Source organism: Flavobacterium sp. 123, from assembly GCF_003634825.1.
In the GTDB taxonomy this organism is placed as follows: Bacteria; Bacteroidota; Bacteroidia; order Flavobacteriales; family Flavobacteriaceae; genus Flavobacterium.
Map to the genome: position 1 here is coordinate 2,266,854 of NZ_RBXD01000001.1, position 16,940 is coordinate 2,283,793.

At 35.6% G+C, this 16,940-nt stretch carries 7 protein-coding genes; all 7 read left to right on the forward strand.

Annotated features, from left to right (window positions below; translation table 11 throughout):
- The first annotated feature begins 11 nt into the window (after window positions 1-11).
- The 7 genes from C8C88_RS10085 to dnaB all read left to right on the forward strand — a co-directional run bounded on the left by C8C88_RS10085 (window position 12) and on the right by dnaB (window position 16,895).
- Window positions 12-9,761, forward strand: coding sequence for a YDG domain-containing protein (locus C8C88_RS10085; protein WP_121337997.1), 9,750 nt, complete (start codon window positions 12-14; stop codon window positions 9,759-9,761).
- 21 nt (window positions 9,762-9,782) lie between these two features.
- Window positions 9,783-10,670: a type IX secretion system membrane protein PorP/SprF gene (locus C8C88_RS10090; protein WP_121337999.1), complete on the forward strand. Its 888-nt coding sequence runs from the start codon at window positions 9,783-9,785 to the stop codon at window positions 10,668-10,670.
- A 305-nt stretch (window positions 10,671-10,975) separates the two neighbouring features.
- A complete protein-coding gene (gene tgt / locus C8C88_RS10095) occupies window positions 10,976-12,106 on the forward strand; it encodes a tRNA guanosine(34) transglycosylase Tgt (protein ID WP_121338001.1) in 1,131 nt (376 codons plus the stop codon).
- A gap of 66 nt (window positions 12,107-12,172) precedes the next feature.
- Window positions 12,173-13,261, forward strand: a complete 1,089-nt coding sequence (locus tag C8C88_RS10100) for an LptF/LptG family permease (RefSeq protein ID WP_121338002.1) — start codon at window positions 12,173-12,175, stop codon at window positions 13,259-13,261.
- The gene (locus tag C8C88_RS10105; protein ID WP_121338004.1) at window positions 13,248-14,135 is read left to right on the forward strand and encodes a DMT family transporter; all 888 of its coding nucleotides are present in this window, start codon (window positions 13,248-13,250) and stop codon (window positions 14,133-14,135) included. Before C8C88_RS10100 ends, C8C88_RS10105 begins: the two co-directional genes overlap by 14 nt.
- A gap of 119 nt (window positions 14,136-14,254) precedes the next feature.
- A complete protein-coding gene (locus tag C8C88_RS10110; protein WP_121338005.1) occupies window positions 14,255-15,208 on the forward strand; it encodes an acetyl-CoA carboxylase carboxyltransferase subunit alpha in 954 nt (317 codons plus the stop codon).
- Window positions 15,209-15,347: 139 nt separating this feature from the next.
- Window positions 15,348-16,895 (forward strand): replicative DNA helicase, encoded by a 1,548-nt coding sequence (gene dnaB, locus C8C88_RS10115; RefSeq protein ID WP_121338006.1) that lies wholly within the window; start codon window positions 15,348-15,350, stop codon window positions 16,893-16,895.
- Window positions 16,896-16,940 lie beyond the last annotated feature (45 nt).

The following is a 16,940-nucleotide window of genomic DNA, read 5'->3' on the forward strand; positions in this document are numbered from 1 at the left end:
ATTTATTGAACATGATCAAAAAATTACTTGTAGTATTACTGGCTTCATCAAAAAAAGATTTGAAAACTTCATTATTTTTAAATTTAATAATGATTAGTTTTCTGTTTCTATCCTCTTATCAGTGTTTAGGGCAGACTTTGCCTTTTGATAATTTTCAAAAGGAACCTTCTGGTAATTATGGATTTGGGTTAGAATCTGATAATCAAGATAGTCCAGAATTAGCTATAGTTCCAATAGTCACGGATGCTACTAACTATATTATTAATAACATACAATTGAAAATAAATTTTAATGTTGGTCATCTTTCTTTAAAAATATATAAATCTTCAGAAACTATTCCTTATGTCCCAACTGGATCTCCATTAGCTACGAATGTTTATAGTGGTACACAAACGACAAGTTATCCCTGGGACAGTGGAGAGTTACACATTGTATTAGAGCCTAACAATAGATATGTTTTAGTATTAGAGTGTATAACGGGATACATAAATTGGGAAACCTCTGTTGGAACGGGATATTTAGCTTACAGTGTTACAGGATATAACCCACAAACATCAACAACGTATACATCAGGTGTTAGCGGTATAGGTCCGTCAGTTTATTATAAGGTTTCTACAGCACCTGCAACACCAACAATTACCGCTGTGCCTGCAATTCTAGTTTCCTCTACTTCAGTAAATGTTAGCGGAAACATTACTGACTTGGGTGCGACTAGCCCAACAGATCATGGTTTTGTCTGGAGTACTTCTCCTAATCCAACTATTGATTTAACAACTAAAATATCTTTGGGTAGCAAATCTGCAACAGGCACATTTTCCAATACCCTAACAGGTTTAACGCCTAACACGACTTATTATGTTAGGGGTTATGCAACAAATAGTATGGGTACAAATTACAGTAATGAAATAGTCTTCGCTACTAATTTTAATCCTGTAATTGCACCAATTAATAACGGTTCAAATTTTGTATTTAATTTTCCGCAAAAAAGCCTTATTTCACAAGGTAATCTTTTAGTTAAATTATTTGGAAGTATTTTTAAGCCAAATTCTGTTTTTAGTATTCGCCTGTTTTCAGATCCAGTAACATTAGCAACAGGAACTATAGATAGCAATGGTATACTAGATCAAGCAGTGATATTACCTGCAGGTACTCCCTCAGGATTGCATCATGTTGTTTTAGGAGCTGAATTAGCGAATGGGACTCTTGTGCAACAAGAAGTTCCAATAACGGTGGCAGAGGATGGTAGTGTGACGTATGGTACCGATAGTGTGATGATAAATATTCAGGAAAATACGAATGCCGTTACAACTTTATCAGCAACAGATAGTGATGTTCCGGCTCAAACTTTGACTTATGCAATTGCAGGCGGTGAAGACGCAGCGAGATTTTCTATAAATAGTACTACTGGGGTACTAACCTTGGTAGCTCCAGCCGATTTTGAATTACCAACTGATACCAACAATGATAATGTATATGTGGTAGATGTTTCAGTTGCTGATAATGGTAGCCTGAATAAGTCTGATTTGAATACTTTTTATGTGACAATAAACAATACTCCTGAAGCACCAACATTAAGTAGTCCAAGTTCGTTCCCAGCAATAACAGGGGCTACAGTTGGAGGGACTGTTGTCAACGATGGGGGTGGCGGTTTGATTACCGAAAGAGGAATTGTATATGCCTTAACAAGTGTTAACTCAAATCCAGTACTTGGAGAAACTGGAGTTAGTAAAGTAACAAATCCAGGAACTACAGGAGTTTTCACCAATTTAATTTCTGGGTTAACAGCCAGTTCAGCCTATACTTTTAAAGGGTATGCTACAAATGCTACAGGGACAACTTATACTTTTGCCAATCAATTTACGACTTCTGGAGCCAATTCAGGGCCAAGTATCAGTTACGAAACGCCACAAAATTACGAGCTGAATAAGGCAATAACCGCCTTGAGTCCAGTAAGCATAGGAAGTGCAATTCCAGCATTGACTTACAAGCAAGTAAGTACATTTGCGGGAACCACTACTGGGTTTTTGGATGCTACAGAAACGGCAGCAAAAATGAATGGTCCTTTGGGAATGACATTAGATGCTAATGGGAATGTTTATTTTATTGATTCAGCTAATCAACGCATTCGTAAAATGACTCCTGAGGGCGTAGTTACAACAATTGCAGGGGATGGTTATTATTCTTTCTTTTATGGTCGTTTCAAAGATAATGCAACAGGAACCGTAGCTAGTTTCAACTGGCCTTCAGATTTGGCTTTGGATACGGCCAATAACTGCTTGTATGTAGCCGATAAAGAAAATGATCGTATCCGTAAAGTTTCATTAATAGCACCTTATGCGGTAACCACTTTTGCAGGTTCAGGAACTAGTAGCTCCGTTGATGGAATTGGTACTGCTGCTACTTTCAAAAAACCAAGTGGAATTACAATAGATCCAAGTGGAACTTATTTATATGTTACCGATAGAGCAGGGAATAAGATTCGTCGTATCACCATTAGTTCAGCTCAGGTGGTAACTATTGCGGGTAGTGGAACTCAAAGTACTTTAGATAATGCTACAGGAACTGCTGCTACTTTCAATGACCCTACGGGTATTGCGGTAGATGCTAACTTTGTTTATGTAAGTGATTTTGGCGGACATAAAATCCGTAAAATAGCCAAAACCAGTCCTTATGCGGTAACAACTGTTGCCGGTTCTGGAACAAAAAGTTCGGTAGATAGTTCAGGAACTGAGGCTACTTTTGACAATCCATACGGAATGACGATAGACGGAGCAGGAAATTTATTTGTAGCCGAATGGGGAAACAAAATCAGAAAAATTACCCCATCAGGATTGGTATCAACTATTGCAGGTAGTGGTACAGCATCATCATTAGATGGTAATGGTAGCGCAGCTACTTTTAATGAACCAGCTAATATCGTTATTAATCCAACAACTGGAATTGCTTATGTGTCTGAATGGACTGGCGATAGAATCCGAAAAATAAATTTAGGAGGATATACGGTAGCACCAACAACATTGCCTACTGGTCTGAGCTTTAATGGTAGTACAGGAATCGTTACAGGTACACCAACAGCTGTCAGCGACCCAACAGAATATACGGTTACGGGATACAATTATTATGGAAAAAGTACTGCTGCACTTAGTATAACAACGGCGAATTTGCCAACTGTGACTACAGATGCAGTTTCAGCCGTAACAGTTACAACAGCTACTGCCGGAGGAAATGTTACCACTAATGGCGGTACTACATTATCAGAAAAAGGGATTTGCTGGAGCACCAGTGCAACCCCTACTGTTTCCGATAATAAAGTGATAAATAGCTCCACAGCTATAGGCACTTATACCAGTGAAATATCAGGATTAGCACCTCTTACTACCTATTATGTCAGAGCCTATGCCACCAGTGTTTTGGGTACAGCTTATGGTGCTATAGTGAGTTTTACCACTAAAGTGCAAGCGCCAATTATCAGTTACACTATTCCTAATCAATTTGTAGTTAATACGGTAATAAGCCCTTTAGTTGTAAACAATACTGGAGGAGCAATTCCTTTAGGGATAATAAACAAAGTATCTACTTTGGCAGGAAGTGATGGAATCTCAGGTGCAACAGATGGCATAGGAACTTCAGCTAGTTTTAGTAACCCATCAGGTGTTGCTATTGATGCGGCTGGCAACCTTTATATAGCCGATCGGTTTAATCATAAAATTCGAAAAATTACTCCATCGGGATTGGTTTCTACTTTCGCAGGAAGTGGAACTATTGGAGCTACAGACGGTACGGGTAGTTCAGCGAGTTTTAGTATACCAACAGGCGTTGCTATTGATGCGGCGGGTAACATATATGTAGCCGATTATGGTAACAATAAAATACGAAAAATTACTGCAGCTGGTACTGTTACAACCTTTGCAGGAATAGGAACCAGAGGTGCAACAGATGGTAGGGGAACTGTAGCCAGTTTTAATTTACCTTCTGCAGTTGCAGTTGATGGGGCAGGCAATGTTTATGTAGCGGATACTAGTAATAATAAAATACGAAAAATTACCCCAGCAGGAGTGGTTACTACTTTGGCAGGGAGTGGAGATAAAGGGGCAACAGATGGTACGGGAACTGCAGCTAGTTTTAATTTGCCTAGTGGTATAGTTGTGGACGCAGAAGCTAATGTTTATGTGGCCGATAGAGAAAACCATGTAATACGAAAAATCACTCCAGCAGGAGCGGTTACTACTCTGGCAGGGAGTGGAATTGTTGGGGCAACAGATGGCACAGGTACTACAGCCAGTTTTAAATACCCATATGGAGTTACAGTGGATATGGAAGCTAATGTTTATGTAGCAGATACTTATAATAATACTATACGAAAAATTACCCCAGCAGGAGTAGTTACTACTTTGGCAGGGAATGAGAGTGATGAGGTAAGAGACGCTAGTGGATTTACAGCCAGTTTTAGATTCCCTAATAGTATAGCTGTGGATGCCGAAGCTAATGTTTATGTAGCTGATACATACAATTATAAAATACAAAAAATCAGTTTAAAAGGTTATTCGGTATCGCCCGCTTTGCCTACAGGTTTAGTGTTGAATACCGATGGTAGTATATCAGGAACACCAACAGCTTTAAGAGCTGCGACTGATTATACAGTAACAGCGACGAATGCAGGAGGTAGTAGTTCAACAACTTTAAGAATTGCTATAGTTGATGCTTCTTCAGTAGTGTTGCCTAGCGTAACAACTAGTTCTGTAAGCATGATAACTTCAAGTGGAGCAGTTACAGGAGGAAATGTAACTTCAGTTGGGAATGATGCTGCAACTGTTAGTGGAGTTTGTTGGAGTACAGCTTCGAATCCAACAATTCTAAACAATAAGACTATAGATGGAACTGGTAGTGGTGTTTTCAACAGTACTTTAACTGGATTATCTGCAAGTACAAAATATTATGTAAGGTCTTATGCAACCAATAGTGCGGGTACCAGCTATGGAAATGAAATTAGTTTTACGACATCAGCGCAGGGTACAATACAACTTGCAATTTCTAATCCTACAGTAACGCTAAGTAAAACTTATGACGGAACTGTTTCGGCTGTGGTAACAGCAGGAACTCTTTCAGGAATTGTAGGTTCAGATGATGTTAAGGTTAGTGCAGTAGCGACTTATAATACAGTTGCTGTTGGAACCGAAAAAACAATCACAGTTGTGTATACTTTGTCAGGAGAAGATGCTACTAAATATAGCAAACCGGCTAATTATATCATAACTACAGGTAGTGTTACTTCCAAAGTTCTGACTATTTCTAATCCAACTTTAACGCTAAGTAAAACCTATGATGGAACTACTTCGGCAGCGGTAACAGTAGGAACTCTTTCGGGAGTTGTAGGTTCAGATGATGTTAGTGTTAGCGCAGTAGCGACTTATGATTCGGCTAGTATTGGAACTGAAAAAACAATTACAGTGGTTTATACTTTGTCAGGAGAAGATGCTGCTAAATACAGCAAACCGGCTAATTATACTATAAATACTGGAATTATTAGTGCAAAAGCTTTGACTATTTCTAATCCAACTTTAACGCTAAGTAAAACCTATGATGGAACTACTTCGGCAGCGGTAACAGTAGGAACTCTTTCGGGAGTTGTAGGTTCAGATGATGTTAGTGTTAGCGCAGTAGCGACTTATGATTCGGCTAGTATTGGAACTGAAAAAACAATTACAGTGGTTTATACTTTGTCAGGAGAAGATGCTGCTAAATACAGCAAACCGGCTAATTATACTATAAATACTGGAATTATTAGTGCAAAAGCTTTGACTATTTCTAATCCAACTTTAACGCTAAGTAAAACCTATGATGGAACTGCTTCGGCAGTAGTAACTGCAGGAACACTTTCGGGAGTTGTGGGTTCAGACGATGTAACGGTTAGTGCAGTAGCAACTTATGACAATAAAAATTCAGGAACTGACAAAACGATAACAATAGTTTATTCATTAGTGGGGGCAGATGTTTCAAAATATAGTGCTCCTTCAACTGAAACAGTTACTACTGGAATAATTACTCCTAAATCTTTAACTATCAATGTACTTCAAATAATAAGCAGTAAGCCGTATGATGGTACTGCGAACGCTTTTGTACCTATTGGAACTTTAAGTGGACTAATAGATGGTGAGGAATTGACATTGACAGCTCAAGCAAGTTATGATAACAAAAATTCAGGAACTGAAAAAACGATTACAGTAGTATATTCAATTGATGGTGCTAATTATAAAAATTATAGCAAACCTGTTGATTATGTCATTAATACAGGAGTTATAACTAAAGCACCATTGACAGTTACAGCCAATAACGATGTGAAATTAATTGGTCAAAATGATACTGATGGTTACGCAGGAGCAAGTTTTAGTGGTTTTGTTAATGCAGAATCAGAAGCTGTACTTAGTGGTACTTTGGCAATTACTAGAACTGATACAAATCAAGAATCAGGTAATTATTTGGATGTATTAGTTCCAAGTGGACTTATTACGGACAATTATGATTTAACCTATATAAATGGTGATTTCGAAATCTTACAAGCCGATCAATTGCTTGTTAAATTCAAAAAAACAACTAAAAATTATGGAGAAACACCCGTTTATGAATTAATTAGTTCTCAATATGTTAATAGTACTACCGGTAATACATTATTAGATCTTACTAGTTCTACCACTGTTACAGGGAATCAAGTTATAGTAACAGATGGATCAACAACAACAGGGTTTACTATTGGCGCTACTAATCCAGCTTACAGTACCTCAAATAATTTGAACGTAGGGAATTATGAACTATCAGCTTCTGAAATTAGTCTTAGTAATAATATTAGTTCGTTGAAAATTGTAGGTAACTATAAAGTGAATCCATTGGCTCTAACAGTAAGTGTGGGTGAGGTTAATAAAGAATATGACGGTACTAAAGAGATAGGTAATATTCAGTTGAATTTAGCCAGTCCGATTATTGATGATAATGTAACTGTAGATGGTAGCGTTTCGTTTTTAAGTAGTAATGTTGGTAGTAATAAATCATATGAAATTACTAATTTATCATTATCAGGAGATGATGTATACAATTACTTTTTAGATGGATTATCTAATATAATTTTAGGGAATAATGGTTCAATTACAATTAAAGCTTTGACTATTTCTAATCCTACAGTAATGCTAAGTAAAACCTATGATGGAGCTACTTCAGCATTAGTAAAAGCTGGAACTCTTTTGGGAGTTGCTAATTCAGATGATGTTAATGTTAGTGCAGTTGCTAGTTATGATACAGTTGCTATTGGAACAGAAAAAACAATCACAGTGGTGTATGCTTTGGAAGGTACTGATGCTGTTAATTACAGTAAACCAGCTGATTATACTGAAAACTCAGGAAGTATCAGTGCGAAAGCTTTGACTATTTCTAACCCTATATTAACGCTAAGCAAAACCTATGATGGAGATGCTTCTGCTGTTGTGACTGCAGGAACTCTTTCAGGAGTTGTAGGTTCAGATGATGTTAGTGTTAGCGCCGTTGCGACTTATGATTCGGCTGCTATTGGAACTGAAAAAACAATCTCTGTTGTATATACTTTGTCAGGAGAAGATGCTGCTAAATATAGCAAACCAGCTAATTATACTGAAAACTCAGGAAGTATTAGTGCAAAAGCTTTGACGATTTCTAATCCAACGCTAACGTTAAGTAAAACTTATGATGGCGATGCTTCGGCAGTAGTAACTGCAGGAACTCTTTCGGGAGTTGTAGGTTCAGACGATGTTAAGGTTAGCGCAGTAGCGAGTTATGATACAGCTGGCATTGGAACTGAAAAAATAATCACGGTTGTGTATACTTTGTCAGGAGAAGATGCTGCTAAATATAGCAAACCAGCTGATTATACTGAAAACACAGGAAGTATTAGTGCTAAAGCCTTGACTATTTCTAACCCTACAGTAACGTTAAGTAAAACTTATGATGGAGATGCTTCGGCAGTAGTAACTGCAGGAACACTTTCAGGCGTTATAGGTTCAGATGATGTTGCAATTAGTGCCGTAGCGACTTATGATACAGCTGGCATTGGAACTGAAAAAACAATCACCGTGGTTTATACTTTGTCAGGAGAAGATGCTGCTAAATATAGCAAACCAGTAAATTATATCATAAATACAGGAAGTATTAGTGCGAAAGCCTTGACTATTTCTAATCCAACTTTAACGCTAAGTAAAACCTATGATGGGACTGTTACGGCAGTAGTAACTGCAGGAACTCTTTCAGGAGTTGTAGGTTCAGATAATGTTAGTGTTAGCGCCGTTGCGACTTATGATACGGCTGGCATTGGAACTGAAAAAACAATCACAGTGGTGTATACTTTGTCAGGAGAAGATGCTGCTAAATACAGCAAACCTGCAAATTATACTACAAATACAGGAAGTATTAGTGCAAAAGGGTTGACTATTTCTAATCCAACTTTAACGCTAAGTAAAACCTATGATGGAACTGTTTCGGCAGCGGTAACTGCAGGAACACTTTCGGGAGTTGTGGGTTCAGATTATGTTAGTGTTAGCGCCGTTGCGACTTATGATTCGGCTGGCATTGGAACTGAAAAAACAATCACCGTGGTTTATACTTTGTCAGGAGAAGATGCTGCTAAATACAGCAAACCAGTAAATTATATCATAAATACAGGAAGTATAACTGCGAAAGCCTTGACTATTTCTAACCCTACAGTAACGCTAAGTAAAACATATGATGGAGATGCTTCGGCAGTAGTAATTGCAGGAACACTTTCAGGAGTTGTAGGTTCAGATGATGTTAGTGTTAGCGCCGTTGCCACTTATGATTCGGCTGCTATTGGAACGGAGAAAACAATCACCGTGGTTTATACTTTGTCAGGAGAAGATGCTGCTAAATACAGCAAACCAGTAAATTATATCATAAATACAGGAAGTATTATGGACGGTGCTCCTACAATAATCTACTCTCCATTCACTCTTGAATTTATTCAAGGTGTTACGATAGTTAATAGTGTTCCAAATTTAAATAATACGACTATTCAGAGTTTTACTATTAGCCCAGATCTACCAGAAGGTTTAACTATGAATTCAATTACCGGAGTTATAAGTGGTACGCCTGTTTATCCATCGATAGAAACTACGTATAGTATTACAGGAACTAATTTTGGTGGAAGTACAACAACTAAAGTTACTATTTTTATTGATATCGATACTGATGGAGATGCTATTGGTAATAAAATTGATTTAGATGATGACGGAGATGGTTATACCGATTCAGATGAAAAAGCATCAGGGTCTAATCCATTAAAAATAGATAGTACTCCTAATGATAATGATAATGATAAGATTAGTGATGTAACCGATCCAGATGATGATAATGATGGCGTGTTAGACGGAGCAGATAATTGTCCGATGACATATAATCCATATCAAGAGGATATTGACCACGATGGTCAAGGAGATGTTTGTGATTTGATAGAACTAAACGTTTCTCAGGCTATTACACCAAATGGGGATGGAGTTAATGATACTTGGCTGATTTACAATATTGAAAACCACCCTAATTCAAGTGTTAGAGTTCTTAATCGTTGGGGAACAGAAGTATTTTACTCTCGTAATTATCAAAACGATTGGGACGGTCATTACAAAGATTCTAATGGCACTTTGCCAGAATCGAGTTCCTATTATTATCAAATCGATTTATCTGGCGATGGTACTATTGATGCTCAAGGTTGGTTGTACATCACAAAATAATTTGAATAAAAAAACAAACAGATGAAAAACAAGAATTATATAATAATGGTACTACTCTTATGGGGTGGTACTATTTTTGCTCAGCAAGAAAATGCTTTTACATTTTATCGGCAGCATATGAATTTGGTAAATCCTGCTTATGCCGGTATTGATAATGAAACACTTCTTACGAGTTCTATTCGAACGCAGTGGACAGGAATAGAAAATGCGCCTAAAACACAAGCTGTTTCTTTTGGAACTAGTTTAGGGTCTAATTTAGGATTTGGAATTACTATTATCAGTGATAAAACTTTTATTGAGAAACAAACTTTTCTTGGTATTAATTTTTCATACAAAGTAAAGATGAATGAAACTGCCGATTTATATTTAGGAATAAAAGCGGGAGGAAACTTTTATAATGTGAATACGTCAGGACTTGAAACGTATAGCGTTCGGACAGATGCAGCATTAGAATCTATTGATAGTTTTAATCCTAATGTAGGAGTAGGAGCTGTATTTAAAACAGATAAATATTATCTTTCCGTTTCTATACCAAAATTACTTAATACGCTTAGAGCAAAAAGAGAAGAAGGATTTGCTATGACAGCAACTGATAGACCTCATGTTTATTTTAGTGGAGGATATGATTTTAATTTAAATTCGTCTTTAACTCCATTGGTTTTAAGACCATCAGTTATGTTTCGTTATGTGAATGGCGCACCTGTTTCAATAGACTTTAACACGATTTTAAAAATTGACAATAATTTGGAAATTGGTGGTACCTATAGAACAGACAAAGCCTATGCAGCACTAGCTACTATAACTTTAAGCAAACGATTTGTTTTTGGGTTTGCTTATGAAATGAGTACAAGACCAACACTCGCAAGTGCTAGAAATACAAATGAGATTTTGTTACAATTCAAGTTTTAAATTTTATATAATAAATTGTTTAAGAAAAAAAATGAGGCTATATAGCCTCATTTTTTTTCTTAAACAATTTATAGAATAAAGATTGTGAATTACAACTCAACATAAATGGTAGTTTTTATTTTCATATCCAATTTTTAAACTCATTTGAAGTATATTTGCATTCGTTTTCTAAAATTATAGCAATTACAATTGTTAAAAGCGGGAAACAAGTTTGAAACAATTAGCTTGAAAGGAGCAAAAAATAAAAAATTAGATATTTTAAAGCGCTAATAAAAGATGCTTTATAACAGAAAGAGAGATAAAGAATGAAGTTTGATTTATTACAAAAAGATCCACAGTCTAAAGCCAGAGCAGGAAGTATTACTACTGATCATGGTGTGATTGAAACCCCTATTTTTATGCCTGTGGGTACCGTTGCTTCCGTAAAAGGAGTGCATCAGCGGGAATTAAAAGACGATATAAATCCAGATATCATTCTAGGAAATACCTATCATTTATACTTGCGACCACAAACCGAAATTCTTGAAAAAGCGGGTGGATTGCATAAATTCATGAATTGGGATCGAAATATTTTGACTGATTCAGGAGGATATCAAGTATATTCACTTTCTTCAAATAGAAAAATCAAAGAAGAAGGAGTAAAGTTTAAATCTCATATTGATGGTTCATATCATGTTTTTACACCTGAAAATGTTATGGAAATACAGCGTACTATTGGTGCTGATATCATCATGGCTTTTGATGAATGTACGCCTTATCCATGTGATTATCGGTATGCACAACGCTCTATGCACATGACACACCGTTGGTTAGATCGTTGTATCAATCATTTGGACAAGCTACCTTTTAAATATGGATACGAACAAACGTTTTTTCCAATTGTTCAAGGGAGTACTTATAAAGATTTAAGAAGACAATCTGCTGAATATATTGCTAATTCAGGCCAACAAGGAAACGCTATTGGAGGACTTTCGGTTGGAGAACCTGCTGAGGAAATGTATGCAATGACCGAAGTAGTTTGTGAAATATTACCGGAGGACAAACCTCGATATTTGATGGGAGTAGGTACGCCGATAAATATTCTAGAAAATATTGCTCTTGGAATTGATATGTTTGATTGTGTTATGCCTACGCGAAATGCCAGAAATGGAATGTTGTTTACAGCTAATGGCTCTATAAATATAAAGAACAAAAAATGGGAAGATGATTTTTCGCCAATAGACGAAATGGGAATCACTTTTGTAGATACAGAATATACTAAAGCTTATTTACGCCATTTATTTGCTGCGAATGAATACTTAGGAAAACAAATTGCTACGATCCACAATCTTGGGTTCTATATGTGGTTGGTTCGTGAAGCCAGAAAACATATATTAGCTGGTGATTTTAGACCTTGGAAAGAAATGATGGTTAAAAATATGAGCCAACGATTGTAAAATAATTATGAGTTATAAATTATTAGTTCGCTTATAGTTCATAACTCATAACTCATAATTTAAAATATGCTAACAATAATTGATAAATACATCTTAAAAAGATATTTAGCCACATTTGCGGTGATGCTATTGTTGTTCATACCTATCGGGATTGTTATTGACGTATCGGAGAAAATCAATAAAATGCTCGAAAATAAAGTGCCGTTTATTGACGTTGCGATTTATTATTATCATTTTACAGTTTATTTTGCCAATATGTTATTCCCGATATTTTTATTTTTATCGGTCATTTGGTTTACTTCAAAACTGGCTAATAATACAGAAATCATAGCCATATTGAGTTCTGGGATTTCATTTACACGGTTTTTAAGACCTTATCTTATTGGTGCATCAATTATATCTGTTTTTGTATTGTTGATGGGATTTTTCATTGTTCCAGCTTCAAGTGAAGGCTTTAATAATTTTAGATATACCTATCTTCGAACCGGAGGGATGCAGGATATGATGGGAGACAATACGGATGTATATAGACAAATTAGTGATAATGAGTTTATTTATGTAAATAGCTTCAATACAGAAACAAAAACTGCTTTTAACTTTTCGTTAGAAAAGTTTAAAAAAGACAAATTGGAGTATAAAATTACTGCCAGTAGGATTAAATGGAATCCTAAGGACAGTACTTACACCATGTATGATTATACCAAAAGAATTGTAGGAGTAGAAGGAGATAAAATTGAAAAAGCGCCTGAGAAAAAAGCGGTTTTTAATTTTGATTTAGAAGATTTAACACCAGTTGTGTATATTGCAGAAACCTTGAGTTTGGGTAAATTAAATGCTTTTATTGATAAAGAAAAAAGTCGTGGTTCTTCAAATATTAATGTCTATTTAGTAGTCTTATATAAAAAATTCAGTATTCCAGTTTCAGCGTTTATACTTACCGTTATAGCTGTGGCAGTTTCATCTATGAAGCGAAGAGGAGGAATGGGAGTTAATTTAGCCATAGGTATTGCGCTTGCTTTTGCCTTTGTGTTTTTTGATAAAATCTTCGGAGTATTAGCAGAAAAATCAAGTATTCCAGCTATGTTGGCGGTTTGGTTGCCTAATATTGCTTTTGGAATTCTAGCTATTTATTTATTACGAAATGCGAAACGATAATTTAAAGAGTTACCTTAACCTTCATTTAATTGTATTTATTTGGGGGTTTACAGCCATTTTAGGAGCTTTAATTACTATAACAGCAGATGCATTAGTTTGGTACCGAATGCTTTTTGCAGGCGTTTTTTTAGCCTTGTTTATTGCTTTCAAAAAAAAATCTTTCAAAATTTCTCCACGAGCCTTGCTTAAGCTAGTTTTTGTAGGCGCTTTGATTGCTTTGCACTGGATTTTTTTCTTTAAGGCGATACATGTTTCTAATGTTTCCATTACACTTTCGGTTTTTTCATTAGGTGCCTTTTTTGCCTCTTTGTTAGAGCCTATTTTTTATGGGAGAAAAGTACTTTGGTATGAAGTTTTTTTTGGATTAATTATTATTGCAGGTTTAGCTTTAATCATGCAAGTTGAGGTTAATTATTTAAACGGAATGCTTTATGCGCTGACTTCTATTATTTTAGGGGTTTTATTTACTCTTATGAATGGTAAGTTGATTCAAAGGCATGATCCTTCTTTAATCTCTTTTTATGAGTTTGGAGCAGGTTTTTTCTTTATTAGTATTTACTTTTTATTTCAACATAAATTTTCAACTGATTTTTTTGTTTTGACCTTCAAAAATTGGATGTTGATTTTGATTTTAGCTTCTGTTTGTACGGCTTATGCATTTACAGCTTCTGTGAAAGTGATGCAGAAACTTTCTCCGTATACGGTTATGTTAACCACTAACTTAGAGCCTGTTTATGGTATTGTATTAGCATATTTTATCATTGGAGGGAAAGAAAAAATGAGTGTTGAATTTTATTTTGGTGCACTAATAATAGTAATCACAGTAATCCTAAATGGAGTAATAAAACATTATCAAAAAGATAAAGAAAAATAGTAGGAATTGAGGATGAGAGAGCAAACTTTTGTACTTAAATAGAAAATTATCCCTACTGAACGATTTTAAATTTTATATTTGCATTTCTAAATCAGAAAAATAAATAACGCAAAAATCCTATGGAATATTTAGATTTTGAGCTTCCTATAAAAGAATTGGAAGAACAGTTAGACAAATGTGTGATTATTGGTAAAGAATCCGATGTTGATGTAACCAATACATGCAAACAAATCAACAAGAAGTTAGAAGAAACCAAAAGACATATTTATAAAAACCTAACTGCTTGGCAACGAGTTCAATTGTCAAGGCATCCAAACAGACCTTATACTTTAGATCATATAAAAGCACTTTGCGGAGATACTTTCTTGGAACTTCATGGAGACAGAGGTTTTAAAGATGATAAAGCCATGATTGGTGGTTTAGGTAAAATTGACGGACAATCTTTTATGATTGTTGGACAACAAAAAGGATTTAATACAAAAACGCGTCAATATCGAAATTTTGGTATGGCAAATCCTGAAGGCTACAGAAAAGCTTTGCGCTTAATGAAAATGGCTGAAAAATTTGGCATTCCTGTATTGACTTTGATCGATACTCCGGGTGCATATCCAGGATTAGAAGCAGAAGAGCGAGGACAAGGAGAAGCAATTGCTAGAAATATTTTCGAAATGGTACGTCTTAAAGTACCTGTAATCACAGTTATTGTTGGTGAAGGAGCTTCTGGTGGAGCTTTAGGAATAGGTGTTGGAGATCGTGTTTACATGATGGAAAATACATGGTATTCTGTTATTTCGCCGGAATCATGTTCTTCTATTTTATGGAAAAGTTGGGAGTATAAAGAACAAGCAGCTGATGCTTTGAAACTTACTTCTACTGATATGAAAAAACAAAAATTAGTTGATGATGTGATTCCAGAACCACTTGGCGGAGCACATTTTGATAGAGAAACTGCTTTCAAAACGGTAGAACAATATATCATGAAAGGATATAATGAGTTGAAAGACTTATCAACAGAAGAATTAGTTGCCCAGAGAATGGATAAATACTGTAAAATGGGCGATTTCAAGGAATAAAATCTTACACAATGTATAAAATCCGAAGCCTAGTAGTTTCGGATTTTTTTTGGGTTATAAACAAAAAATAGTTAGTTATGAACAATTTTTTGTAATAACTCGACTATCATATTTTTTTAATTTTTGTTACTTTCGCCATATGGAAAATTTCAGAAGTATAAACCCAATAAAGGTAGATAAAACTACAATCATAAGTCTTGAAAAAGGAAAGTTACCGCCACAAGTATTAGACCTTGAAGAGGCCGTACTTGGTGCTATGATGATTGACAAAAAAGGGGTAGATGATGTAATTGATATTTTACAGCCAGATGCTTTTTATAAAGATGCCCACAAACATATTTTTGAGGCTATTGTTCAGTTGTTTACAGATACTCAACCTATTGACTTATTAACGGTTTCTGCACAGCTTAAGAAAAACGGAAAGTTAGAGTTGGCAGGAGGGGATTTTTATCTAATTCAGCTTACGCAAAAAATTTCTTCTTCAGCACACATTGAATTCCATTCCAGAATCATTCTTCAAAAATTTATTCAACGTAGTTTAATTCGTATTTCATCCGAAATTATTGAAGATTCCTATGATGAAACGACTGATGTTTTTGATTTATTAGACAGAGCCGAATCTAAATTATATGAAGTAACTCAAGGGAATATAAAACGAAGTTCTGAAACTGCACAGAGTTTAGTGTTACAAGCCAAAAAACGAATTGAAGAAATTGCAGGGCAAGAAGGATTGAGCGGTGTAGCGACTGGTTTTGATAAATTAGATAAGATTACATCTGGTTGGCAACCAAGTGATTTAATTATTATAGCAGCAAGACCTGCCATGGGTAAAACTGCATTTGTATTGTCGATGGCACGAAATATGGCTATTGATTTTGGAATGCCAGTAGCCTTGTTTTCTCTAGAGATGGCTTCTGTTCAGCTTATTACTCGTTTGATATCTTCTGAAACCGGATTGTCATCAGAGAAACTTCGTACGGGGAAATTAGAAAAACACGAATGGGAACAATTAAGTACCAAGGTTAAAAATTTAGAAAAAGCACCACTTTTTATAGATGATACTCCTTCATTATCCATTTTTGATTTAAGAGCTAAAGCTAGACGTTTGGTTTCACAACATGGTATCCGAATTATCATTGTTGATTACTTGCAATTGATGACAGCTGGTGGAAACGGAAAAGGTGGAGGAAATAGAGAACAAGAGATTTCAACAATTTCTCGAAACTTAAAGGCATTGGCTAAGGAATTAAATGTTCCTGTTATTGCACTTTCTCAATTGTCACGTGCTGTTGAAACACGTGGTTCTAGTAAACGACCGTTGCTTTCTGACCTTCGTGAATCAGGAGCGATTGAGCAAGATGCCGATATTGTATCGTTTTTATATCGTCCAGAATATTATAAAATTGATGAATGGGATGATGACGAAGCTTCTCCAACTGCTGGTCAAGCCGAAATCATGATTGCTAAGCATCGTAATGGTAGTATCGAAAACGTTCGTTTGAAATTCATTGGACATCTAGGTAAGTTTGATAATTTAGAAGACTACAGCGGCGGTTATGACGATTTGCCTTCTAGCATGAATCAACAAGAAGATAATCCTTTTATTACTAAAAATTTACCTTCAGCAAATGAAGCTTTTGGAAGTAATTTGAATGATCCAGATGACGACAGTGATGTACCGTTCTAAAATATAAATTTAATCCGTTCTTAGAGCGGATTTTTTTATGATTTC

What these genes read in the sequence shown, in the direction of transcription:
- C8C88_RS10085 (WP_121337997.1), top strand. Translation starts at nt 12, where the DNA reads ATGATCAAAAAATTACTTGTAGTATTACTGGCTTCATCAAAAAAAGAT.
- C8C88_RS10090 (WP_121337999.1), top strand. Translation starts at nt 9,783, where the DNA reads ATGAAAAACAAGAATTATATAATAATGGTACTACTCTTATGGGGTGGT.
- tgt (WP_121338001.1), top strand. Translation starts at nt 10,976, where the DNA reads ATGAAGTTTGATTTATTACAAAAAGATCCACAGTCTAAAGCCAGAGCA.
- C8C88_RS10100 (WP_121338002.1), top strand. Translation starts at nt 12,173, where the DNA reads ATGCTAACAATAATTGATAAATACATCTTAAAAAGATATTTAGCCACA.
- C8C88_RS10105 (WP_121338004.1), top strand. Translation starts at nt 13,248, where the DNA reads ATGCGAAACGATAATTTAAAGAGTTACCTTAACCTTCATTTAATTGTA.
- C8C88_RS10110 (WP_121338005.1), top strand. Translation starts at nt 14,255, where the DNA reads ATGGAATATTTAGATTTTGAGCTTCCTATAAAAGAATTGGAAGAACAG.
- dnaB (WP_121338006.1), top strand. Translation starts at nt 15,348, where the DNA reads ATGGAAAATTTCAGAAGTATAAACCCAATAAAGGTAGATAAAACTACA.